At 70.1% G+C, this 23,522-nt stretch carries 13 protein-coding genes and 1 tRNA gene; 6 read left to right on the forward strand and 8 right to left on the reverse strand.

What is annotated here, in order from left to right; all coding sequences use genetic code 11:
- Positions 1 to 3: 3 nt before the first annotated feature.
- From ACFOX0_RS28790 to ACFOX0_RS28810, 5 genes are all read right to left on the reverse strand, one after another.
- Complete coding sequence (locus ACFOX0_RS28790) at positions 4 to 9,939, reverse strand: Tc toxin subunit A-related protein (protein ID WP_377551915.1); 9,936 nt, start codon at positions 9,937 to 9,939, stop codon at positions 4 to 6.
- Between the two features lie 975 nt (positions 9,940 to 10,914).
- A complete protein-coding gene (locus tag ACFOX0_RS28795) occupies positions 10,915 to 11,208 on the reverse strand; it encodes a rhodanese-like domain-containing protein (RefSeq protein ID WP_377551949.1) in 294 nt (97 codons plus the stop codon).
- 317 nt (positions 11,209 to 11,525) lie between these two features.
- On the reverse strand, positions 11,526 to 12,281 hold the full coding sequence (locus tag ACFOX0_RS28800; protein ID WP_377551918.1) for a hypothetical protein: 756 nt from the start codon (positions 12,279 to 12,281) through the stop codon (positions 11,526 to 11,528).
- 11 nt (positions 12,282 to 12,292) lie between these two features.
- Complete coding sequence (locus ACFOX0_RS28805) at positions 12,293 to 13,042, reverse strand: hypothetical protein (RefSeq protein WP_377551920.1); 750 nt, start codon at positions 13,040 to 13,042, stop codon at positions 12,293 to 12,295.
- Entirely contained in the window at positions 13,020 to 14,939 is a 1,920-nt protein-coding gene (locus ACFOX0_RS28810; RefSeq protein ID WP_377551922.1) for a hypothetical protein, read from the reverse strand. The genes ACFOX0_RS28805 and ACFOX0_RS28810 overlap by 23 nt, the downstream gene beginning before the upstream one ends.
- 592 nt (positions 14,940 to 15,531) lie before the next feature.
- Between ACFOX0_RS28810 and ACFOX0_RS28815 the strand changes: the two genes are divergently transcribed.
- The 5 genes from ACFOX0_RS28815 (at position 15,532) to ACFOX0_RS28835 (ending at position 19,404) form a co-directional block, all read left to right on the forward strand.
- Positions 15,532 to 16,995 (forward strand): helix-turn-helix domain-containing protein, encoded by a 1,464-nt coding sequence (locus ACFOX0_RS28815; protein WP_377551925.1) that lies wholly within the window; start codon positions 15,532 to 15,534, stop codon positions 16,993 to 16,995.
- Positions 16,996 to 17,009: 14 nt separating this feature from the next.
- Positions 17,010 to 17,642 (forward strand): 2'-5' RNA ligase family protein, encoded by a 633-nt coding sequence (locus ACFOX0_RS28820; RefSeq protein WP_377551927.1) that lies wholly within the window; start codon positions 17,010 to 17,012, stop codon positions 17,640 to 17,642.
- A gap of 178 nt (positions 17,643 to 17,820) precedes the next feature.
- Positions 17,821 to 18,348, forward strand: a complete 528-nt coding sequence (locus ACFOX0_RS28825; RefSeq protein WP_377551930.1) for a DUF6244 family protein — start codon at positions 17,821 to 17,823, stop codon at positions 18,346 to 18,348.
- A 206-nt stretch (positions 18,349 to 18,554) separates the two neighbouring features.
- On the forward strand, positions 18,555 to 18,941 hold the full coding sequence (locus ACFOX0_RS28830; RefSeq protein ID WP_377551932.1) for a CdiA C-terminal domain-containing protein: 387 nt from the start codon (positions 18,555 to 18,557) through the stop codon (positions 18,939 to 18,941).
- Between the two features lie 13 nt (positions 18,942 to 18,954).
- Positions 18,955 to 19,404, forward strand: coding sequence for a SitI3 family protein (locus ACFOX0_RS28835; protein WP_377551934.1), 450 nt, complete (start codon positions 18,955 to 18,957; stop codon positions 19,402 to 19,404).
- Positions 19,405 to 19,564: 160 nt separating this feature from the next.
- On the opposite strand, the gene ACFOX0_RS28840 is transcribed toward ACFOX0_RS28835, so the two are convergent.
- From ACFOX0_RS28840 to ACFOX0_RS28850, 3 genes are all read right to left on the reverse strand, one after another.
- Positions 19,565 to 20,368: a class I SAM-dependent methyltransferase gene (locus ACFOX0_RS28840; protein WP_377551937.1), complete on the reverse strand. Its 804-nt coding sequence runs from the start codon at positions 20,366 to 20,368 to the stop codon at positions 19,565 to 19,567.
- Between the two features lie 151 nt (positions 20,369 to 20,519).
- Positions 20,520 to 21,308 (reverse strand): hypothetical protein, encoded by a 789-nt coding sequence (locus ACFOX0_RS28845; RefSeq protein WP_377551939.1) that lies wholly within the window; start codon positions 21,306 to 21,308, stop codon positions 20,520 to 20,522.
- Between the two features lie 194 nt (positions 21,309 to 21,502).
- Positions 21,503 to 22,456 (reverse strand): NYN domain-containing protein, encoded by a 954-nt coding sequence (locus tag ACFOX0_RS28850; protein WP_377551941.1) that lies wholly within the window; start codon positions 22,454 to 22,456, stop codon positions 21,503 to 21,505.
- Between the two features lie 512 nt (positions 22,457 to 22,968).
- Here ACFOX0_RS28850 and ACFOX0_RS28855 point away from each other — a divergent pair.
- Positions 22,969 to 23,041, forward strand: a tRNA-Arg gene (locus tag ACFOX0_RS28855).
- Positions 23,042 to 23,522 lie beyond the last annotated feature (481 nt).

Consider the following 23,522-nt stretch of genomic DNA (forward strand, 5'->3'; position numbering starts at 1 on the left):
CCGCTACTCCCGACCCGTGCGGATGCGGTAGCCGCACACGAGGTAGGCCGCGGTGAGTTCCCGCTGCGGGAAGCGAAGCACCGCGATGGGCCGGTGGTGCCCGCGCCGCGGCACGCGAAGCTCGACGTCGACGACGCCGTGGAACAGACAGGGCAGCTCGCTGGTCGCCAGGCACTCGATGGTCTGCCCCGGACAGTCGCAGTCGTCGTCGTTCCGGTGCTCGCACAGGTGGCGGGTCACGAGCGTGACGGGCAGCGAGCCGCGGCACCCAGGGTCCTCGACCTCGACGTAGAGCCCGAGCCGGGTCACCGCCAGGTCGCAACCTCCGGACAGGAACGGGAAGTGGTCCCGGGTGAGCCGCACCGGCCACGCCCCCGAGGCGTCGCCGCCGGTCAGGGCGTACCAGTCGTCGGGGAAGTCGTGCCGTACGTCGAAGAGCCGGACACCCGCACCCGGTAGGCGCCGGCGCGCCGCGGTCCGGGCGGCCTCGGCCAGCGCCTCACCGCCCTGGCGGGCGGTGTAGTCGACCCGCAGGACCACGTCGGCGAGCGTGTCGAGCGCGAAGCGGTTGTCCTCCTGCGGCAGCTCGATCCGCCACCGCCCGACCGCGCCGCGGTACTCGAACGGCAGGTACCGCTCGTCGCGGAACGACAGCTCGAACAGGCCCGAGTCGTTCTGGCCGGTGGAGGTCGCGATGGCCTCGCCGGCGATGTGGGAGCGCACGGCGCGGGGGTCGTCCGGCGCCAGGGCGTACCCGGCGGGGTCCGCCCACCTGCTGCGGTCCCGCCACCGGGAACAGCTCGGGCAGGCGCCCGTGGCGCAGCGGCAGGTGCGCGGCCGCCCTCCGCCGGCGCACCGGCACGGGCCGACGTCGCCGCAGGCGCAGCCGGAGCGGCACTGCCCGCAGCAGCCTTCCGGGGGTACGGCCAGCCGGGGGTCGAGCCGGATCTGGCTGGACAGCAGCGTGAGCCGGCAGTGCACCCCGGTGTACGGCCCGACCACGGCCGGGACGGTCAGCGTGACGTTCTTGATCCGGCGCAGGTAGTGGCCGGGATAGTCGAGGTCGAACATCCACTCCGGGACGTCGATCTCGCACCGGCCCGTCTGCTGCAGTTGGAGGAACGCGAGCGGGAAGTCGACCCGCAGCGAGAGGTGCTTGGTGAGCTCGTACTCGCGGCAGTTCTCCTCCAGGTACGCCGCCTCCATCTGCCGCAGGGCGACCAGCAGGCGTTCGCCGGCGAGTAGCCCCCGCTCGCCGCCGTCCCACGACTCCGCGGGCAGGAAGGTGTGGCGGCTGGTGGCGCGCTCGACGGTGAAGGCGCGTTGCGCCCGCAGGGCCGCCTGCACGGTGAGGTCGTACAGCCGGCGGTGCAGTCCGGCCGTCTCGCGCTGCAGGTGGAGGTACAGCTGCGCGTTGGTGAACTTGTCGCGCAGGAAGTCCTGCACGTCCGCGGCCTGCTCGGCCTGCTGCTGCTGGACGTTGATGTCTCGCAGGGCGGCGTCGCGCCGCCGCTCCGCGCCGAGGATCTGCCGCTCAACCTGCTCCAGCTCGATGGAGATGACCTGCACCTGCTGCCGCCACTCGTCCTCGCGACGCTCCCAGCCGCCCTCGGTCAGGCTGAGACCTCCGGTGATGTTGGCGATGTCGGCGAGCCCGTTCATGATCCGTGCGGCCGTGCTGAACCCCGCGGCCAGCTTGTTCCCGAGCGGGAACTGCTGGAACTGCAGGGGTGTGCCCGCGATGCCGGCGACGCCGAGCCAGAAGTCCGGCGTCATCCCGATGCCCTGCGCGATCCCCTCGGACACGTTCGCGCCCACCTTGGACGCCGTGGCGACGCCGTTGAGCGACTCGTACCCGGTCTCGCCCGCGTTGTGCCCCCGGCGCAGCAGGTCCTGGTAGTACCCGAGCCGGGCCAGCGCACCCTGCTTCGTCTTGTACAGGGCCTGCACCTGCCAGTCGGCGTCACGCCACTGGAGCTGGCGCGTGCGCACCCCCAGGTCGAGCAGCTGCCGCTCGTGCCCGGCGCGCAGTGCCGCAAGCAGCTCCCCGTCGCCCTTCTCGAAGGCGGACAGCAGGGCCGCGCCGAACCCGCGCAGCTCGTTCGCCAGGTCCATCGCCTTCTGCACCAGGAACGTGAAGCGGTACGGGCCCGCCAGGCACGTGCAGCCCTCGGCCGGGCCGCACAGGTCGCAGCCCTGCCCGCCGACCGCCGCAGGCTCACCGAGCAGGCTGGTGAGCGAGCCGGGCCGGTCCGGGGCCGTCCAGAAAGCCGGGCCGGGACGGCGCGACCGCTCGCGCAGCCGCTGCCCGTCCAGGCGCTGCCGGACCAGGCCGACGCGCTCCTCGTGCCGCTCGTAGAGGGCGAGCAGGCGAGGGTTGAGCGCGGCGGGGGCGGGCTGGAAGCCGGTCACGGTCATGCCCTCCCCGTCCCCGTCGGGGGGCTCCGCCGCTGCGGGCAGGACCCGACGCGGCGGCTCGCCCAGCACCCGGCCGGCGACGTCGAGCAGGGCACGGGCGCGCAGCGCGTGCTCCGGGCTCCCGCTGCACAGCAGGCCGTCGGCGGCGTCCAGCAGGGTCTCCAGGTAGGCCAGCAGCACGGCGCGGCGGCGCGCGGTGTCCTCGTCGACCGGGTTCGGCGGCGGGCAGCCGCCCCACGCGTCGTCCTGCTCCAGCGGGTGGCCGACGAGGTCGTACCAGGCGAGCGCGGCATCGTGCCGGCAGTGCGCCCGGAGCGCTCCGGCGACCGTCATCGCGACGGCGAACCGGGACAGCGGGATCAGCGCCGCGCCGGGCGACACGAAGGAGAGGTACGGGTAGCCGTCCAGCCCGCCGGGGAACGTCGGGGCGGGCCCGGCGGGCGGCTCGACCAGCGGCAGGACGACGGCCGCGTCGGGAACGAGGTCGTAGCGGAAGCCCGGGGCGGTCGGATCCTGGTACCCGACGGGCGGCACCGCACCGGCCACCGAGAACCGCAGCGAATCCCCGCTGCGCCCGTGGAAGACCAGCCCGGGTGCCGCACCGGGCGTGATCTCCACCCCGTCCGTGCTGCGCCGGGGGGCCTCGAACTGCCCGGCATTCACCCGGCACCACCACAGGTGCACCTCGCCGCGGGGCTGCCACTGCAGCAGCGCCGGCAGCTTCTGCGGCCGGTGCCAGTCCGAGGTCTGGTCCGCCGGGTTCTGCAGGGTCGACACGACGACGCCGGCCTCGGCGTCCTGCGGTGCGTCCGCCTCCTCGAAGAGCGCGGAGCCGGCGAGCCAGAAGTAGTACTCGTCGACGCGCGCCGGGTGCTCACCGGGACAGGCGTCGCAGCAGGGCACGTCGGCGCCAGGGGCATGCAGGTGCGCGGAGGCCGGGGGCAGGCCGGCGGCGGCGACCCGCACGAAGGGGGCACCGAGGCCGATCGCGGCGTCGAGCCAGAGCGGCAGTTGGGCTGGCTGCCTCCCGTCCTCCTCGCCGGCCACGGCGGTCAGGGCGCGGCCGCTGACCCGCTCGACCGCGGTGCGGACCGGGTCCGGGTCCGGCACCTGCGCGCTGACCTCGCGCCGCGCCCGCTTCGCGGCCGCGGGCGCGCGGCGCCGTGAGCCGCCGGGCGCCGCCGGGGCGCCGCCGGCGGGCCGATCCGCGATCCCGACAGGACCGCCGTCATCCCCGTCCCCGTCCCCGTCCCCGTCCCCGTCTCCGTCCCCGTCTCCGTCTCCGTCTCCGTCTCCGTCGGGCGGCGGCGTCGGTGGCCCCTCGACGGGCGACAACCAGGACGGTTGCGGACCGTGTTCGGGGCTGCCGAGCAGCCCGAGCCCTTCCGGCGGCGGCTGGACCAGCCACTCCTCGTTGGGCTCGGCGTCCTGCAACAGCCGCAGGCCGGGGTGTCGCGGCGGGCGGGGGCCGGGCCACCAGGTGAGGCCGCCGGGTACCGGCACGGTCAGCACGTCTTCCCGCAGCCGCTGCTCGAGCAGCGTGAATGCCTCGTGGCGCTGCGCCTGGCGCAGCTCATCCCACTCGATCCAGTTTTCCCGGTACAGCGCCCGGCGGGCCGCGGCCTGCCACTGCCGGAACGTGGCCAGCCGGCACTCCCACAGCTCGAGGAGTGCGGTGCCGACCGGCAGCGCCGGCTCGAGCCCCAGCACGGCGCGCTGCACGAACGCCTGCGCGGCGCTGACGGCATCCTCCACTCTGGTGACGCGGCGGCAGACGCCGGTCGCGACGTCCTGCAGCAGCAGGTCCGACAGGTCGGTGACCGTCCGCGCGTACGTGACGCCGTCGGGCAGTCGTACCCGGTCCGCGGCGCAGAGGTAGGCGACGAGCGCGTCACGGGCGCGCAGGCGCAGGCCGTCGTTCAGCCGTTCGAGGTCGGCGTACCGGCGGGGTTCTCCGTGTTCCAGGTACGCGGCCTGGACGAACGCCGTGAGGTTTGCCAGTCCGGTCACACCGTCCCCGTCGGCGGCCGCCGGATCGTCGGAGGCCCACAGGTCGGGTCGGACCGTGGTGACGTCCGCCGGCACCAGGTGCTGCTCGATCCGGTGCAGCCAGGTCGCCCCGCGCCAGGCACGGACGGCCCAGCGCTCGTCCTCGAGATCGGTGGGGCCGAACCGGTACGGCGCCGACCCCGGCGGCGGCACGAAGTAGGTCGCGACGATCGGCGCGTACCGCAGGTCGATGCCGAGGTGTCGCAGGAGTTGGGCGGGGTCGTCGGGTTGCTGCTCGCTCACCTCGTCGAACAGCACCCAGGCTGGCCGTTCGCGCGCCCGCCTGGTCTGCCGGCGCAGGTCGGTGTAGTCGACCAGGCGCTCCCACGTGTCGAAGAGCGCGGCCCGGCGCGGGGCGCCGGGGTCGCTGCGCTGGTCCGGGACCGCCGGGTAGGGCGGCACCGGTTGGGCCAGGAGCGCGGCCGGCGGGTAGGGATCGCTGACGGGCAGCAGGTTCAGGTCGAACCAGGCCCGGTGTACGCCGAACGCCGCCGCCCCGGTCCGCGGGTAGGCCGTACCGGCGAACGTCTCCGCGTGCTCGAGCAGGTACCCCAGCTCGGACTGCCGTTGCGCGCGTAGCGGGTCCGCAGACAGCCCCGCACGGTGCGCGATCAACACGCCCTTGAAGGCCCGCTGGTAGGTGCGCCGGATGTCCCGCAGGCTGCTCGTGTACAGCTTCTCGAGCCAGCCGGCCGCCTGCTCCCCGTCGACGACCGCACCGGGCGGGAGCACCTTTCCCTCTCCCTCGGGCGGCTGCCGGACGACGCCGACGCCGAGCGTGGCGTCGTGGCTCGCGACGAAGAGCCGCTCGAAGGGCAGGACCTGAGGCTTGCCCTCCGTGTCGGGGCCCTCGTACCCGAACCAGAACCCGGTCCGCGTCGGCCGCGCGTCCTGTTGCCGCTGGAATCGCGGGCGTCGCTCCTCCGCGTCGAGGACCAAGTCGTACGCGCCCCGCCGCAGGGCCAGCGCCCCGGACCGGTGCCCGGGCGCGTCCTCGCCGGGCATCCCGTGGTTGAGCACGGTCCACGTCCGCTGGCCGCGGCGCAGCACGAGCCGCCAGGCCCGCCCCTCGCAGCGCTCGTGCTCGTGCCCGTCGTGCTCGTGCCCGTCGTGCTCGTGCCCCTCGTGGCGGTCGACGTCGCGGCCGAGGAAGCGGTACCGGCCGCCGCGCTCGACGATGAGCACCCCGTGCCAGCGCACCGCGAACGGCTGGGCCCCGCCGAGCGGCTCGCCGCCGGCATCGAGCAGCGCCAGCCCGTTCCGCAGCGCGACGTAGCGGCTCTGCTGCGGCGTGAGCTGCAGGTCCAGGGCCGGGATCACCGTGGGCACCGGCGCGTTGCCGGCGTCCCGGGCGCCGCCGAACGCGGTCAGGGGGCCACGAACCTCGCGCCACCACAGTCCGACGGGTCCGGTGGGCGCGGCCTCCTCGTCCTCCCCCTCCGCGTCGTCGTCCTCGTCACGGTGGTGGTGGTGGCGGTCGTCGTCTCCGTCGTCGGCAGGCGGCGCGCCGATCTCGCCGACCAGGCCGGTGCCGAGCAGGCCGAGTAGCGCCGCGAAGGCGCCGCCGCTCGGCCACGGCCCCCAGGTGACCTCCGGAGGCGCGCCCGCGTCGTCCTCCCAGGGAGCCAGGCCGACATTCTCGTCCGCCCACAGGCTGCGCAGCACCCGCCAGGCCACGCGGGTCGCCTCCTCGACGCCGTCGCTGTCGCCGCCGGTGGCGGTCAGCACGTGTCGACCCAGGTGCTCGGCGAGCAGCGCGCATCGGCGGTGGAACAGCGCAAAGGCCGCCCGGAAGAACCCGAACCGCTCGTCCCCGTCGCCGCACCGCACGAGATGCTCGAAGGCCCCCACAGGGTTCTCGAAGAGTGCGGCGAACGGGGCGAGCGCCGCGCGGGGTGCGAAGTACAGGTCGCGGACGGCGCGGCGCTCGGCGGCGCGCAGCGGCCGCAGGTGCAGCAGGGCGTCGAGCAGCGGCCCGTCGCGCAGCGGCAGCTCGATCGACAGCTCCTCGGCGGCCGCGTCGTACCACAGTGGCGTGTCGGCCCACATGAGCGGCGAGGTGTCGGCCGCGGCGAGCGGCACCGCGTAGCGCCGCGCGGACGGCGGGACGCCGACGCCGATCCGCTCGGGGAACAGGTGCCGCCCGAGCTCCTCGAGCGGATCCGGGCCGGCCGCCGGGGCGACGTACCCGAATTCCTGCCGGAGCGAGGCGCTGATCCGCGGCCACGACCACGCCCGGATGTGGTCCTCGTCGACGTGCACGGCCCGCAGCGCTGCCCGCAGGGCCCAGAGGGAGAACCCGTCCTCACCGTCCTGCCCCGGCTCGGTGTCACCCAGCGCGAGCGGGTCGCCGATCGCCTCGGACTCGTCCTGCAGGGGGAACGGGTCGTCGCCCGCGAGGTGCGGCTGCGCGGTGTAGAGGAAGAGCAGCTCGCCCACCGTGAACCGGGAGCGGTACACCTTCAGCAGGACCTCGGCGAACCGCAGGGTGTGCGTCGGGCGGGCCCACCAGGTGTCCGAGGGCGTGGCGGGGTCGAACCCGCAGAGGGCGGACAGGGACGTCAGGTTGTCGGCGAGCACCTTGGCCAGCTCGGGGCTGCGGCGCAGCTCCGGCTCGGAGCGTTCGGCCGTGTCCTCGACGCCGTCGAGCAGCATCCGGACCGCACGTCCCCAGCCCGGTCCCGCGCTACCGGCGCCGGTCCACAGCGCGAGCAGCGGCACCCGGTCGACCGGCCCAGCGGCGGGCGGCAGGTCGCAGGGATCGGCGAGCAGCGGCAGGCCGAGGTCCTCGCAGAGCATGAGCAGCGCCGCGACGTCGCGCAGGAACTCGGGATCGACGCCGACCGGGCCGCCCGGGGTGAACACGTGCAGCACGCTGTCGAGATCGGCCAGCGTGGCGAAGCTGAGGCCGCCCCCGCAGCGGCGACGCAGGAACCGCCACAGCCGGACGGCGAGGGCCAGCCGCACGAGCCCGTCACGGGGGGACTCTTGGTCGGCCTCCTCGGGGAACGCCACCCGCCAGTCGCCGGGACAGCAGGGCTCGCACTCCGGCAGCGGCCGCGGATCGTCCGTCCGGTCGCGAGTCTCCACCGGCAGGATGCCGAACCGGATCAGGCCGGAGGCCTGCAGGTCGACCAGGTCGCAGTAGGCCAGGCCGGTGCGGGCGAGCAGCTCGGACAGGCGCACGGCGATGGTTACCCAGGGGCGGTCGTCGACGACGGCCGACGGGAAGCCGTACAGCTGCCACGCCGCGGTCTCCCCCTCGCCCGGGTCGTCACTCGGCGGGGTGGCGAACAGCGCGGCGAACTCGTGCGCGCCGATGCACAGGTACTCCAGGGCCAGTTCGAACCGCACGGGGTAGCGCCACAGGTGCCGGCCGAACCCGGCAGGCTCGGCCACAGGGTCGAGCACGAACTCGGTGATGTCCCGGCGGAACCGGCGCATCACCTCGTACCGGCTGCCACCCATGGCCTCCAGGTAGCTGCGATCGACGTCGAGCGGCTGGTCGTACGGCAGCTGCGGGGCGCCGAGGTCGACGGCGAGCGCTTGGTAGGCCTGCGCGGACGTCGGCGGTACGCCGACCGCGGCGGGCGAGGAGTGCTCGGGCAGCGCGGCGAACAGCGTGGTCGGGTCGTGCCGGTACCCTTCGCTGGCCCGGTGGTCTGCGGCCCCGCCGCACGAGGCCTCCGCGGCGGGGTCGGCGTCCGGGCCGGCAGGTGCGAGGACGTGCCCGGCGAGCGAGGCGGCCGCGGTGTCCAGGACCGCGCCCCCCTGCGCCGGCCCACCTGCGGCGACGGTGGCGGCCAACTCCTCCAGGCTCTCGTTCACCAGGTCGATCACGGGGATCGGGGTCCACACGTTCGCGCCGGTGACCTGCAGCGAGCCGAGCGACCCGCGGCGCGGCGCGAGCAACTCCCCGAGGCTGCCCTCGGTGGCGTCGTCCGACGGCTCCGCGCAACTGCTGGCCGGGGTCACGCGGAGCAGGTCGTACAGGTAGGCAACCGGTCCGAACGGCGACAGGTGCTCCGGCGGCACGCAGTCGACGAGCGTGCCGTCGGGGTTCACCGGCCGGAACGGTCCGGGCTGCGGCGGCGCGACCCAGGTGGACGCCGTCTGGATCTGCGCCGCGTACGGGTGGGCGACCGTGCCGTCGAGGGCGGCCCGGAAGTCGTCGGGGCTGAGCGCCTGGACGGCCTCCTCGGTGGTGAACCCGCGCGCGTAGAGCGCCTCCATCAGCGAGAACCGCAGCTCCGCAAGACCTGCGCCGGGGGCGAAGGCGGTGAGGCGGAAGAGCGCGTCGAGGACGTCGAGGGCCTGCGCGAGCCACGCCTGCGCGTCGGGGTCCCCGGGGAAGACGTCGAGCACGCCGGCGGACGACGCCGTGGCGTCCCGCGCGGTGCCCACAGTCCAGGTGCCACCGCCGTGCGCGGCGTACGCCGCCGCGAAGCGCAACAGCACGTCCCCACCCGCCGTGGGGAACAGCGGGGGTGCACCGGCGGCGGCGACGGGCGGCGGCGCCGGCGTGAAGGGCACCGAGAAGAACGTCCGCAGGTGACGCAGGAAAGCCTCGACCCGGTCGCTCGGCGTGCTCGCGGGGCCGACCTGGGTGAACGGCGGCAGGAGGTCGAGGCGCGGCGCGCCGCCCGGCGGCAGCAGGACAGCACGCCAGGACGCGTCGGTCACCGCGAGGAGGTCCGCGGCGGTTGCCACCAGGAGCGGCGGCGCCTGGATCGCGGCGATCAGCGGGTCGAAGTCGTCCGTGACGACGTGCAGCAGCAGGTCGAGGTACCCGGCACCGCCGAACTGTCCCTGCCAGAAATCGGTGTCGATCGAACCCGTCGGCCCCGCGTGCGTGAGCCACGCGGTGACGAGGGCGGCGGAGGGACCGGCGAGCGGCACCTTGGGCGCTCCGGACGGCGCCTGTCCGAGCGCCCGCAGGCGACGCGCGGCCTGCGCGGCGTCGATCGCGGTGGCCGGAACCCCGGTCGCCGCGACCGGGGACGCCGTCGCTCCCAGCAGCCCGGTGTCCTGCGCGGCCTGGATCGCGGTGAGAAGCTTCGCCTCCGCGTCCGCCCGGGCCATGGCGAACCGCTGCCCGGCATCCACCTGGAAGGGCATCTGGGCGCCCAGCGCGTAGAAGTAGGCGGCCGGAACCACGAACTGCGGGTTCAGCACGGTGCCCTCGGGCGCACCGGTGAGCAGGACGGCGGTGTGCGTGAGCGTGCTGCCGTCGGACGCCTGCGGCGGCAGGGGGAACGGCAGCAGCGCCTCCCGGGCGCCGTCGAGCTGCTGCCCCGCGGGGCCGGCGCCAGTGAGGTTCTCGCCGGCGCTGAGTCGCTCGCAGAGCATGGCGGCGGAGGCGGAGAACACGAACCCGGCGAGGGCGAGCGCCTGGGCGTCGTGGGTTGCGTAGTAGCCGTCGAGCTCGGCCTCGAACCGGCGGCGGTCGTTTTCGGCGTCGTCCGCCTTCACGTTCGGGTCGTCGGGGGGGCGAGGTGTACATCTGGGCCAGCGGGCGCGGCTCCTCGGGCGGGGGGTAGATCTGCCGGTCCCAGACCAGTTCCCGAGCGACCTGCAGGGACTGGGCCGCGGAGAGCTGGCCGCGGTGCCCGAGCGGGGTGCCGTCGGCCGGGTCGTCGACGAGGACGGCGTCGATGGCGACGACGAGGGTGTCGAATGCCGGCGGCGTCCCGTCGGGTGACAGCTCGAGGTGCGCGCCGACGCCGAGGTGCCGCGGGGGGATGGTCGCGTACGCGCTCGGGCGCATGGCCAGCACGTCGTTCTCGTCTGTCGGCAGGCTGCCCACGGTCGTGACGACCGCGTTGACGTCGAGCCGGCGGTCGGCGATCGGGCCACCCCGGTCGAGGACGAGGCGCAGGTCGAAGGATGTCGGCGTCGGATACTCGGGGTGCCCCGCTGGCGGCTCCGCGACGATGGCCACGGTGGCGGCGGCCTGGGGCAGCCGGATGATGGCCGGCGGGTTGACCGGGTCGGGTACGTCGACGTAGTGCTGCACGATCACGCCGTCGTTCGTCAGGTCGATGGTGTCGTCGCCCGGTGCCGACGACGTGAAGACGGTCGCGGCGCTGCCGAGCTGCACCCCGTTCGTCGAGTCACCGAACGTCAGGTCGAAGGCGGTTACGGTGAGTCCGGCGAGCGCGTCGGTGAACGCGGCGCCGGACATGGGCTTACTGGGTCGCACCCGAACGATGACCAGCGTCGACATGGCGATCGCTTCCTCCGACCGATTACTTCACGAGGTGGAACGACGTGCGGGGCCTGGCCATCGCGGCCAGGAAATGCGGGCGGGCCGGCCGCGTTGGCGCACCGGGATGCGCCGCGTCAGATCCTGGCCCCCGGGGGCCAGGTGTAGCGCCCGTGGATGGTGCCGATGACGTGCCTGCCCGCGTCAACCGAGCCGCCGGAAGAGTTCCACCACCGCCGTGTCTACGGCGGCGGCCTGCTGGGCGACGGCCGCCTCGTCGTCCGCGGAGACGTGGCACCGCCGGCCAGGTCCACATCGCACTTGGTGCAAGGCATCCTCAACACCTCCTCGGTCGAGCGGCCAGCGATGGGGAAAGTCTGGAAGCGGGCTTCCGCTGCAGCAATCAACCTGTCGGAGATCTGGCAACGTCGGCGACTCGACAGGGGCACACACCGGGCACCGGGGACATGCCCGTCGGCGTACTCCGACGGCTCCCGGACGTCGATGACCGGCGCAACCCCACCGCGCCGGCCGATCCACCCTGCCCACCAAGATCAACCGGAGTCACATGGAAACTCGGGGTGTGCTCCTGGGCTGGGAGAACGGCGGTTCGGGTGACGTGGGTGAACGTGGGCCACTCCCTGCCACCCCAGGTGAACCCCCGGGTCGTTAGACTGGGCCCTCGCGCCCTCGTAGCTCAGGGGATAGAGCATCGGTTTCCTAACCCGAGGCTCTCCTCGTTGCCGCAGGCCGAATACCTGCGGCTTTGCTATTTCTGTCCACCGTGTGCTGGTCGCACCGGCGTGCTGCTGTGGTCGCTTGCTGGAGGTCGGTCGTGTGCGCTGGCCTCGGTTCAGGGAGTTGGGCGGGGGGCCGAGAGGTTGACGCCTTCCTCGTTCAGTTGTGCCTGAAGGTGGTTGTTCCCGCCCTTGGCCGTCCAGATGCCACCGATCCTGGCAACCTCATCGCGCATACGGTGAAGGAATGTGTTGAGACGTGGGCCGTTGATCGCGGCGAGCCCCCGGTTGTCGAGAATCTCGTCCATGAGGCCAGACTCTGACTCGTGCGAGAAGCTACTTGTCCAGGGGAACCAGATGTCGGTAGATATAGAGAATATCGTGCCGACATGGTTCGGGAAGTCGGTGTCGTCCAGTTCGGAGATGAAGTATTCGATGCTGAACGGTGAATATGGATACGATCTGATCAGGCCGAGAGGGTATGCGAATTCATGCATATTGTCGACCCACGCGTCGGCGGGCTCGCCTTCCTGGTCGGCGTACGTCAGCCGGGTCTTGGAGCCTCGGTCAGGGAAGGCCTCGAGGTAATTGAGTGCGAATCCGGCCGGACGCCACTCGTCCTCGCTGTGGGGCACGCTTTCCGGATGGTCGCGGAGAAAGTCCACGAGGTAGCCGTCGCGCTCCCGTAAGTAGCCGATCCGATCAAGCTTGTAAATCCGAAGCATGTCGGTGTCGTCGGCTGCGGTGAGTACCGCGTCTTGCCACGGCAGAAGGACGCCGGGCCCGAGCTCGAAGGGGAAAATCGCCTCCCACCAGCACACCTCCTCACTGTCGTAGCTGCTCCACGCGTTAACAAGCCTGCCCGAGCTCACCGAATCCCCTCTCAGAGAGTTGGGCGAGGGGCTGAGAGGTCGATGCCTTTCTCATTCAGTTGGGCCTGAAGTTGCTTGAGCCCACCGCGGGCCGTCCAACTGCCACCGATCCGGGCGGTCTCGTCATGCATCTGGTGAAGAAACGTGTTGAGGCGGGGGCCGTTGATCGCGGCGAGCCCTCGGTTGTCGAGGACCTCGTCCATGAGGCCGGACTCGTGCGAGAAGCCACTCGTCCAAGGGAACCAGATGTCGGTGGAGACCGAGAATATCGTGCCGACATGGCTCGGGAAGTCCGGATCGTACGAATCGGATATGACGTAATCAATGCTGAACGGCGGATTTGGAAATGATCTGGCGAGGCCGAGAGGGTATGCGAATTCATGCATGTTGTCGACCCACGCGTCGGCGGGCTCACCTTTACGGTCGGCGTACGTCAGCCGCGTCTTGGAGCCTCGATCAGGGAAGGTCTCGATGTAATTGAGTGCGAATCCGGCCGGGCGCCACTCGTCCCCACTTTCGGGTACGCTTTCCGGATGGTTGTGGAGAAAGTCCACCAGGCGTCCGTCGACTTCCCGTGAATAGTCAATACGATCGATCTTTTCAATCCGAAGAATGTCGGTGTCGTTGGCCGTGGCGAGTACCACATCTTGCCATGATGAAAGGAAGTCCGGCCCGAGCTCGAAGGGAAAGATTGCCTCCCACCAGCACACCTCCTCACTGTCGTAGCTGCTCCACGCGTTAACAAGCCTGCCCGATCTCACTGAACCTCCCTTTCGTCCAGGTTGAGGCGCCATGGGCGTTGACAATTATTAACTGATCTAGCCGGGCTATGCCGTTCTCGTCGCAGAGGCTAAAGTCACTGCTCGATTGCCGGAGATACCGAGTCAACTGATCCTTTGTAAATTGGTGTCGGCGTCCACTTGCTGGCTCAAGGTAGATCAATGCTATCTTGCTGTACCCGGGGGGTGCCTGCTGGCGGATCCCCGAGCTGACATCGACGCCTCGTAGACCATTGAGTTGGTTGATAGCGATCTTGATCGCGTGGATCAATCTTTCACTGCTGACAGACTTGAGTTGAAACGCGCTTTTATTGACGGTGTCCAAGACGTCTGCGCCGTCGAGTTCTCCGGTGACGGGATTCCGGATGGCGCCATCTAGTACCACTCGTGCCCTCGGGTCTTGACGTAGGATTTCGGCGGCTTGTTCGACTTCGCGGCGGAAGCCGATCTTGTCGGCTACAGGATCTGGACTTCCCGGCAGGGTATCTTGGACGACGTTCTTCAACTTGGTGGTGAGATCCTCTGGATTTTCGAGGCGCCCGGATTCGGCGATGGTTTTCAGTTCGGGGAGCATGCCGGCTCTTATGGCTGTGTCCATTGCTGTGACGGCGTTGGGTCCGGTGGTGGTGTCGCCAGCCCCGACGTGGCTGGTCATCTGGTCGAGCAGTTTGAGCACGGAGGGCATGTAGCCCGGGTCGATCTGGACGAGGGTGTTGGGGTTGACTCCTCGGGTGGCCAGTCGGTTCGGTAGGGCTGGGTCGTGTCCGAATGACGGGTTGAAGAGCCAGGTGGTGTAGGTGATCGTGATCTGGGTGTTCTTGCCTCTGATGATCGGGGCTGGGTTCGGGAAGGTCATGGGTGGGGTGGTGAAGGTGCCGCCGACGGGAAGGTTGACGGGGAAGGTGACCAGTGGCATTCCGGGTGTGACCGACGCGTAGAGCACGCCGCTTCCGGCTGCGGTGCCGGTGTTGGTGACGGTGACCGTCCATGTGCACATCGGGGTGTTGCAGTCCTGCGCGGTCGACACCAGGTCGAATGTGGCATAGCCAGGCTTGACGTTCCGTTGGGCGGCCGGACCGGGTGCCGATGGAGCGGAGACCGCTCCGGACGGGACGGCAGGGCTGGCCTCGGGTAGTACCTTCGCCACCGCCGCCTGGGTGCCGGTGGCGGCGTCCGATCCGGTGGGCTCGGGTGTGATGGCGACGTATGGCGGGATGGCGATGGGGTCGTAGCGTGCCGGTGCGACCACGGTGGAACGGCCCGATGTGTCCGGCCCCGTGCGGTGCGCTGGTGTGACGCCGGCGGACCGGTTGTCGTCGTTGTCGTGGTAGGCGGCTGGTTGGGTCACCAGGTTCGGGTCGAGTGGTCCGCCGAGCCAGCGCAGTTTCCGGTCGCCGCCGGTGTCGAACAGCGCGGTCCAGTCGCCGGAGACGACGGTACGGACCTTGTCGTCGTCTTCAGTGGTCTCGTCGTTGCGGCGTGCCGCGGTGGCCAGCGACTCCACCCGCTTCGCCAGGGCGGTCGGGTTGAGGACGGCGGCGATGTCGAACGGGAAGGCGACTCCGGGTTCGGGGCGTACCCATTGGCCGGTGATGGCGCGGACCTGTTTGGGTGAGCGGCGAGCCCACCAGTCGGCGTCGCCGCGCACGGCCGACGTCCCGGCGCCGACGACGAGGTCGGCACGGCCGCCCAGTGGGTCGGTGACGGTGCCGCTGGCCAGGTTGTCGCCGGTGACGGTGAACTGACCGTTGATGGTGTGTCCGCCGGCGTCCCGGTAGGTCACGCCGACCTGGACCGCCGGAGCCGAGCGGATCCGATCGGCGGCCCCACGCAACGCCGACGCCGGGGAGTCGGACACATACCTGACCACGAACACCACTGCCGCGATCCCGAGCAACAGAACCAGGGCTCCCGCGATCCCACCGAACAACCACCACCGGCGAGACCCTCCCGTCCGTGCCGCGGGTCCCGGTGGTGGACTCGCCGGCGGTGATGGTGGCCAGGTCTGCGGCCGGTGAGGATCGACGAGTGGCATGCCTGCGTCCGGGGGCGGCTGATGGTATGGACGGCCAGGCTGCGGTGCCGACCACGGCGAGGCTCCTGCCGGAGAATCAGACGAAGTACCACCAAGCCGGCGCGCCTGCGATGCAGGGAAATCGTGTGGCGACCCGGGCATCGGGTTGCCTGACTGCGGCCAAGGTGGTGGCACAGGGCCTGGCTGGGACTGCGCCCCAGCAGGCGGCTCGTACTCCGACACTGAGAGCCCCTCATCCGCTCAAGTGATCGTCGATGCGTTCAACCGAGCCGACGTTACCTGGAGCGACCAAATGGTTGCACTCTTGCCGGTGGGGTGGTCCACCAGACCGAACCGAAGCCAATCAGCTGAGACGCTCGGATGCCGCCGCCGTCGATGCGCGTACGCCGGACGCCGTGACCGCCTAGCGACGACTGTCGTTACCGCTTACTTCCGCTTGCGGACGGGCACCAAAGCGCAGCGTGATCACGTACGCCAGACACTGGCCGGTTTCGGAGCGACACCCGCAGCCATCGCCGCCGAGCTGCAGCGCCGCTTCGGGCTGCGCCCTCGGGATGCCTTTCGCCAGGCCCATGGTTGGACCCAGGACGCGGTAGCCGAGAGATTGAACGGCATGGGAAACGGTTCGGCGACGTTCACCGGGGTGCGGATCAGCGACTACGAGCGGTGGCCGTTCGGCGGCCGTCGGCCCACCTTGGCCGCCTTGAACGCACTGGCGCAGGTCTTCGGCACCGAACCGAGCAGTCTGGTCGACCTCGACGACCTGACCGCAATGCCGGAAGCAGACCGAGCGGCACTGAGCGGCAGGGCCGCCGCCATGATGCCTGCACCACCGGTCGCATCCTCAGCACCGCCTGGCGCGATGGCTGAGCCTCTGCGGTGGGACCTCGGCGCTCTGCAGGACGAGACGGAACTGGTGATAGCGGTGGCAGAACGCACGGCGGGCTTCGGCACATGGGCGCAAGCCTCAAATGTCGGGCCCTTCACGCTCGACGATGTCGCCTCCTCCACCCGCAGGATCGCCGTCGACTACCTGACTGAGCCGCCCGTCGTCGTCTACGCGCGGGCCGGGCTTCTGGCCGACCGCGTATTCCGCCTTCTGCAGACCGGGCGTCAGAACCCTGATCAGTCTCGGGAGCTCTACACCTGGGCGGGCTACCTCTGCACATTGCTCGCCTGGATGGCCGGCGATCTCGGACACCCGGCCGCAGCCGAGTCCCAGGCACGCATCGCCTGGATGTGCGCCGAGACCGTCCGTGACAACACCCTGCGCGCCTGGGTCCTCTCCACGATCAGCAAGACCCACCTATGGGAGCGACGGTTCGAAGACGCGGCCAATGCCGCCGTGCGCGGCTACGGCCATGCCGCCGAGGGCAGCGCGGCGGTCATGCTGGCGTGCCAGGAAGCGGACGCGTGGGCGGAAATCGGCGCCGTCGAGCCTGCACGGGCAGCACTGCAACGGGCCGAGGAGGCCCGCCAACAGGCCAGCCGCGACCAGGTGGGTGGCCTCCTCGCCTGCGGCACGGTGCGCCAACACAACTACGCTGGTTCAGTACTGCTCCGCATCGGCGAGGCCGCCAACGCCATCGAGCATGCCGAGCATGCACTCACGGAAGCCGCCGCGGCCCCCTCGGTCGCCTACGGCACGCTCGCCCAGATCCGCATCTGGGCCGCCGCAGCACATCTCAAAGCCGGCAGCCTCGACGGTGCGGTCTCGGTCCTGTCACCGGTGCTCGCTCTACCACCCGAACAGCGGCTCGACCCGTTGGTGCACCGCCTGCGCGGCGTCGGGCGCAACATCGCCGGCAACCCGTCACTCCGCGCGAGCATCGAGGCCCGCAATGTCCAAGCAGCCATCACCGAGTTCTGCGCCACCGGCGCTGCCCGGCAACTTCCCTGAAACCTGGAGAACCCATGGCAGTCCCGCACGCCACCGAAATCCGTAACCACTGGTACTGGCGACCGGGTTGGGGCATCGGCTCCCGCTTCTACACCTGGCACATCACCTTCGACGGGCAACCCGAGGTCGAGAAGCTCGCTGACCAGTACCGGTCCCTCCTGTCCTCGCAGCCTAGCCTCGACGTCATCCCGAACCGATGGCTTCACCTCACCATGCAAGGCATCGGCTTCGTCCAAGACGTCGCCACCGACCACGTCGACGCTATCGTGGCAGCCGCCATAGACCGGTGCTCGCACCTGTCACCTTTCAAGCTCACCATCGGCGCCCCCCATGTCGATCCAGAGTCCATCCAGATCGCCGTCGACCCGATCGAGCCCGTGCGGCAACTCCGCGCCGCCATCCGTACCGCCATCGCCGACGTCTGGGGGCAGGACCGCGTACCCGAGGCCGCCGAGCCCTACAACCCTCACCTCAGCCTGGCCTATACCAACACCGGCGGTCATGCGGCGCCGCTTATCGAGGCCCTCTCCTCCGCCCCGAAGATCAGCGCCGACGCGCTGGTCACCTCGTGCCAGCTCATCGTCCTCAACCGGGACGAGGGCATGTACGTGTGGGAACCCTATGCCACGGTAGAACTCGGTTCCTGAATCCTGTTCTACGTCCGCCGCCGTGCCACCCCGTGGCGGTGATCGTCAAGTCCATGCTTCCTCGCTCCGCGCCTCGCCGCGTGCGGCAGGGGCCGCCGGGGGCTGTTTGGCTTCGCTGAGTGCCCGGTAGTTCAGCTGCCGAGCACTCTCGCTATCATCGATTGGGGATATCGGCTCCGTGTCGCACATCGAGAAGATCACCGGTGAACTCCGCGCGTTGGCGACAGGTGCCGAACGCGCCCGCGAGCTGGCAGCCGCGGCCGATGGTCAGGCGCAGGAGATTGGGCTTCGAGCGGCAGGCGCCGGGTTCGTCGCCGTGGCGGCAGGGCTGGCGCGGGTGCGTGAGGCGATCGCGGGCGTCCAGGGTGGCCTGGGTGGGCTCGGTGGTTCAATCGGCGAGGCGACGAAGGCCACCGCGGCCGTGCCGAACGTGGCTACCCCACAGGAGACGATCGGCGGCTTGGCGCCCGTGCAGAGCGCCGTGGACGCGGCCCGTGACGCGGCAGCCGCGATCGTCACCGGAGTCGGTGAGGCGCAGCAGCTCGTCGCAATGGTTTTGCAGGGTGGGCAGCCGGGGCCGCTGCTGCAGGCGCTGGACAGTATCAAGCAGGTGTTGGTGCTGATGGTTGGGCGTATCGGCGCGGCCCGGGAGGCCGTCGAAGCGGCGATCGCTGAGGCGCGGCAGGTGGGATCGGGGGGAAATTGACGGGGGCTGACCTCCATTCGCCGGTCAGCCCCGCCCCTGCCACCACCAGTGACCCATCCCCGACGGCGCCCACCCCGGACGCCGCAACCCCGGACGCTGACGCAGCGACCCCGTGGACGAGGCGCCCCACCGGCGTGCCCGGCGGGTCACCGACGGGGCACCGGACGCGGATCTCCGCGAACGAGAAGCCTCGGGAACGGCGAGCGTTGGAGTTGGAGAACGAGTGTGCCGACAAGGTCGCCGGCAACGGGTTCCGGGTGCATCAGAACCCGACACGGCAGGAGGTCGCCAGCGCCCGGCGCGATACTGGGGACACGGGGAAGCCGGAGAAGGCACCCGACTTCCTCATCGAGGGGCATGTCTTCGACTGCTACGCGCCCACGGCTCCTGTACCGGCGCGAGCGGTGTGGAGCGCGGTGGAAAGGAAGGTCGAGGCGGAGCAGACCCAGCGGGTCATGTTGAACCTCCACGACTGGCAAGGAGACATCGCCGCCCTGCACAAGCAGTTCGACGACTGGCCTATAGCGGGGCTGAAGGAACTGGCGGCGGTCACGCGTAGCGGTGCGATCATTCAGATCGTCCGGAAAAACTGATGAAGGGGTACGGATGGCTGTCGAATACCGGCTGACGCTGGCGGGCGATATCCCGCTGGAGCAGGTGGCGCAACTGGCCGCCCCGGCGGCTGTCGAGACAACTACCGCGTCGGGCGGCAGGATGCTCAGCGCCGACCTGAATGACGAGCGCGGCTACGTCATCGACATCACCGCCGGCCGGCACGGCTATTACTGCGCCGAGGACGACGCCGGGTCGCTGTGGCAATGGGAACCGGAAACCTACGTCGACGTCACCTTCTACATGCGAAAAGACACCCTGATCGACACGGGCAAACCCCACATGCTCGCGACCGTGGCCAGCATCCTCACCGCCAGGACCGAGGACGCGGCCCTGACCCTCAACGGCGACACGCTGATGCTGACCCGCGTCGATGGAATCACCCAGAAACACAACGCCGACGGCTGGTACGAGGAAGACTACGACAGCATTCTTCACCTTTGAGTGGATGATCGCGGCGCCGTATCGGGGTGGATTGAACGCCTTGGGCCCGTCCGTGAGTCCCCGACGACCGGCGTTGTCGGATCGGCGGTCGGCTACGCCGCCGGGTCGGCTACGCCGCCGGGTCGGCTACGCCGCCGGGTCGGCTACGCCGCCGGGTCGGCTACGCCGCCGGGTCGGTCCGTCGTCTCGCCGTGTACAGGGCCGTGACGTAATGGTCCTCGGCCACACCGCCCGGTTGGCCGGCGATGACCTCGGCGACGCCGTGCAGGAACGCCTGCCGCTGGTCAGGGTCCAACTCCCGCACGTTCGGGAACGTTCCCCACAGTCCCCGCGCCCTCTGCGGGGTCAACAGGTGCGTCCAGCGGATCATCTCCACCCCGACGAGATCGAACCATCCGCCGGTCTCCAACTCCGCCGTGCGTTCGGCGACCCTCAAAGGAACCGGCACGGGATTCCGCCGTTGTCCGGGTAGCCATCGCTGATAGAGCGGATCCAACCCGACGCGCCAGGGCGCGGGACGCTCCGGGTCACCGAAGACGGTCCACCACACCACCAACCACCCACCCGGCCGCACCAGGCCGGCCAAGCGCCGCACCGCGACCTCGGCATCCAGCCAGTGCAACGAGGTCGCACACACCGCCACGTCGAACCCGCCACCGGGAACCCCCACCGTGGCGAAGTCACCCTCGATGACGGTCACATCCCGGTCGGCCAGGTTTCTGCGAAGTCGGGTCGCCAACCCAGGGCCCAGTTCCACCGCCACCACCGACGCGCCCGCCGCTACCAGATGGCCGGTGACCTGCCCCGTGCCGGGTCCGACCTCCAACACCCGCGCACCCGGCCCGAGGCCACACTCGGTGAGGACCTGATACACCCGTTCCGGATAACTGGGCCGAGCGGCCTGGTAGTTGTCCGGATCCTCGTCGAAACTGTCCCGCCGCCGTCGCAGCGCCTCATCCGCCACGACCGTCCACCCTACCCACCCCAACGGCCCGCCCAGCCACACGAACTCGCCGGTAGAGGTCAACGCACCTCAGCCTGGTGCGGCCCCGTCATGACGGTCTGGTGCAGCCGCGATCGTTCAGAACCCAGGCCGGAAGCCGGGCCGGCTGTCCTCAAGGGTCCGGGTGCAAGAGCGGCTCGGGGGGCATTGCCGGTAGGTGGTCCTCACCGCGAAGCAGCGCACCGAGCCGCGGGTACCGGGTTAGCATGCCGCTCAGGTCCCGCTCCTGTCCGACGGATGCGACCAGTCGCAGCGCGTCGGTCGCCAGACGGAGTGCGCCGAGTGGCACAACCGGACCGGTCTCTCCCTCCAGGACAGGATCCATCAGCCTCGTCCACTCCGGCTGCAGAACCCAGGACGCGTACAGGCGGTCATCGAGCCAGGCGACAGGCCGCTCCGCGATGAACGCCTCCCAGCCCGCGGGAACGTCGACGAACACCGGCGTCGAGTAGACCGGATCGACGTGGGCTGCGGTCAGCAGGAGCGGATCCTGCACCAGGGTGGCGTCCACGAGCTGCGCGAACGACGGCGTCCACACGACCATGTGACCGTTCGTGGTGCCGTCGGCATGGACGACCGGTGGTCGTTTCCACACGCCGACCTCGGACACCTCGGTGAACGTGTCGGTCACCCGATACAGCTTGGCGCACGCGGCAACCGGCTCGGCCTCGAAGCCGAGAAGTCGTAACGCCCCACTGATCTGATAACTCGTCGGCACACAGGTGCCCACCGGCATCCCGCTCTGCGCCTGATGTAACACGGCGAGGACCGCCAACAGCGGTACCAACTCCACCGGCGCCTCCACGAGCCGCCCGAACATCGGACTGCACTCATACACCGGCATCAGCGCATCCGCGGCGCGGGGACGGCGGCTGCCCGGCGCGCGGGTGGGCGGGATCATCCGCCGGATCGGCTCTCGCCTACGCCGGCGGCTCCCGCGCTTCCGATCGCTCACCGAACCTCCCGAGCCCAGCCCTGCCGCCACCAATCATCGATGCTGACACATTGACATGAGGACGGGACACGCGAAGGCTCCACCGGGCACGACACGAGCCGTTCGGTACGAACCTGGTCGTCGTTGGTACCGGCCCTGTATCACGACGCCTCGTCATGCTTTTTCCAAAACTGCGCCCGGAGCTTGTGTCGTACCTGTTCACTCAAGTCGTATTCACCACGGAGGTCGGACAAATCGGTTAGCAGTGCCTTGTCGATGTCGCGCGGGATCGATGGCTTCCCAGCCTTGAGTTCTGCCAGCGCCTCTACGGAGGCGGACTTGCGGAACGTCGTCAGGACGTTGATGACCACCGAGTCGATCTGTTCGGCAAGTTCCTCGGGGTCCTCGTACTCCGCCGTTACCAGCGGTTCGCGGCCGGTTGCCGCGCTGTAGGCGAGCACAGATGAGGCGGGACGGTGCGCACCGGGGTGTCCCAGTCCGGCGAGGTCCCTGGGCGTAGCCCTGGTCTGCGGTTGCCCGGCTGACGGCAGCACCGCCACCAGACGCGGTGTCGGTGGTGTCGTCGGCGGCATCTCGACCTTCGTCACCGTCTGATCAACGGTCTCCGGAGGCATGATCTCGAGCCCGTCGGCGGCCCGCATCAGATGCCGGCTGATGCCGTGGGGCTTGTTCTCCGTGTTGGGAACGGCGAGTAGGACGACCTGTACGCCGTGCGCCTGGGCCTCCTCGACGGCTTCGGTGAGATCGTCGTCGCCTGAGACGAGGATGAAGACGTCGGCGGCTCCGTTGCGTGCGTGCGTCACGAGGTCAAGGCCGATACGTAGGTCGACGCCTTTCTGCTGGCCATCCATGCCGAACCGGCCGAGCCGCAACTTGATTTTGGGTAACTCGCCGATGCGCTGCTGCTGGGAGTCGGGCACACCGTCCCTGGCTGAGTCGTACCAGTGCACCCGCAGCACTGACAATCCCGACATCCTCTCGGCCTGTTCGACAAGTGCGTCGATCAGCGGCGCGTAGTCGACGTGAACCCCGTTACGCAGCGACGTCCCGGTCACTCGGACGGCGGTGGAACCGAGCAGGTAACCGACATCCACATAGAGGGAGCACATAGACCTCATGGCTCACAGGATGCCACCAGCCTTGACCAACCAGGGACGCACGGCGCGACCACCTTGTCGACCTTCAGTCACGGCCGGAAGCGGCGCCGCCGGGGCGGGGCCCAGCGCCGTTCACATCCAGATCCAAGCATGATCGAGTGTGATTCCATCGGCCATGAGCGGACACTCGGTTCGGGCAACCTTGCCGGTCCACGGCCGACCCGGCTGAGCATGCCGTTGTTCTCCGGAGGCGTCGGCTACGAGCGGCGGGGCGGAACAACCTTGCTGATCTTCGATGATGTGCGCGGTGTGTGCTCTCCAGCGGATGCCAACCCGGGTCAACCGGTGCCAACGCGAGCCACCGGAGCCGACCACCGGTCGCAACCCGGGTTCGTGTGCTCCGGGTGTGCTCCTGGGCTGGGAGAACGGCGGTCCGGGGAACGTGGGTGAACGTGGGCCACTCCCTGCCACCCCAGGTAAACCCCCGGGTCGCTAGACTAGGCCCTCGCGCCCTCGTAGCTCAGGGGATAGAGCATCGGTTTCCTAAACCGTGTGTCGCAGGTTCGAATCCTGCCGGGGGCACCTCGAAGATCAGCAAAAACGCCACCTGAGCTGCGGATACCGTCCCGCGTCGATGATCCACCGTAGGCAGCGATATGCCGCCCGGAGCCGCCGTTTGTCGCCGTCCACGGACTATTCACGGATTGATCTTGGCGACGTTTCCCCAGGTCACGCCCACCGCTACGGCCAAGTCCCGGATTCGCGGCGGCCCCGGCGAGCCTGCCTACACGAGCCGCCCGAGCAGCCTCGATCCCTGGTTCACCGTCGCCTCCTGGCCATCGACATGCTTGGCGTCACCTTGAGCGGTCGTCGATTGAGTGCACCGCGCAGGCGATGGCGTCCATGTAGCTTGATGGGCTGCTCAGGTTGGTCACCTTAGCCTCGGTCTTTCACGGCGGTCGGGATCTTGATGGTTGGGAAGGGTCTGTAGAGACAGCGAAGTGCCTACCACGTAAGGAAAACTGATCGGTGTCGAGTCGTTCAGAGTTCCGCGCGCGGAAGG

It is taken from the genome of Micromonospora zhanjiangensis, assembly GCF_042650605.1.
Lineage (GTDB): Bacteria > Actinomycetota > Actinomycetes > Mycobacteriales > Micromonosporaceae > Micromonospora_J > Micromonospora_J zhanjiangensis.